The sequence below is a fragment of the Agrococcus sp. HG114 genome (genome assembly GCF_024723325.1).
Taxonomy (GTDB): Bacteria; Actinomycetota; Actinomycetes; order Actinomycetales; family Microbacteriaceae; genus Agrococcus.
The window spans coordinates 1-1,240 of record NZ_JANQCH010000228.1 but is presented as its reverse complement, the minus strand read 5'-3'; the positions used below and the strand labels follow the sequence as shown (position 1 = coordinate 1,240).

At 76.2% G+C, this 1,240-nt stretch carries 1 protein-coding gene; it reads left to right on the top strand.

Annotation, left to right across the window (positions count from 1 at the left end):
• Positions 1-1,109: S1C family serine protease (locus tag NWP09_RS12905; protein ID WP_258275897.1), on the top strand; the 1,109-nt coding region annotated here is incomplete at its 5' end.
• Positions 1,110-1,240: the final 131 nt, after the last annotated feature.

Below are 1,240 nucleotides of genomic sequence, written 5' to 3'. Positions count from 1 at the left end.
GGGCGGCGCTGCTCGGCGGCGCGGCCGGCTTCGGGGGCGGCGCGCTCGCCGCGCAGCAGTCCGCGCCCCAGACGCAGTCGGCGCCGACGAGCGGCGACGTCTCGGCCGCCCCTGTCTCCGACCCCGCGACGATCGCCGACGTCGCCGCGTCCGCCGGGCCATCCGTCGTCACCGTCCAGGCGTCGTCGAACGCCGGCTCGGGGGAGGGCTCGGGCGTCGTGGTCGCGGCCGGCGGCTACATCGTCACCAACAACCACGTCGTGACGCTCGACGGCCAGTCGGCCGACGCATCCATCACCGTCGAGACCCAGGACGGCCGGCTGCTCGCCGCCGAGATCGTCGGCACCGACCCGGTCGTCGACCTCGCGGTGCTGCGCGTCGACGAGGAGCTGCCGGTCGTGACCTTCGCCTCGAGCGACGACGTGCGGGTCGGCGACACCGCGGTCGCGATCGGCGCGCCGCTCGGGCTGTCGAACTCGGTGACGGACGGCATCGTCTCGGCGGTCGACCGCGGCCTCCGGATCGCGTCGAGCGCCGCGCCCGACGACGACCAGCAGTCGCAGCAGTCGCCGTTCGGCTTCTGGCAGGAGGACGGTGCGCAGGCCGCGCAGGAGGACATCTCGATCCCGGTCGTGCAGACCGACGCGTCGATCAACCCAGGCAACTCCGGCGGCGCGCTGCTCAACGCATCCGGCCAGCTCATCGGCGTCAACGTCGCGATCGCGAGCATGGGGCAGGGGCAGGCGTCGGGCTCGATCGGGATCGGCTTCGCGATCGAGGCCAGCCTCGTGCAGCGCGTGGTCGAGGAGATCATCGCGACCGGCGAGGCGACCCACGGGCTCCTCGGGGCGACCGTGAGCGACGTGCGCGACGCGTCGGTCGGGACGGTCGGCGCGCAGATCCGCGAGCTCTCGGACGGCGGGGCGGCGGCGGCCGCCGGCCTGCAGCCGGGCGACGTGATCACCGAGATCGAGGGCGCGGCTGTGACGAACGCCGTCGACGCGACGGCGCAGGTCCGCGCGCACGCCGCGGGCGCCACCGTGACGGTGACGTACCAGCGCGGCGGCGAGCGCGCCGAGGCCGAGGTGACGCTCGGGCAGCTGCCCTAGCGGCCAGGGTCCGTGGGCGCGCCGCCGGGAGCCTCGGGCTCCGGCGGCGCGTTCCGCTCGCTCGTGGGGCGGCCGGCGGCGTCTGCGTCGGCGCCGGCGTCGTCGCCGCGGCGCTCGCGGAGGCGCCGCAG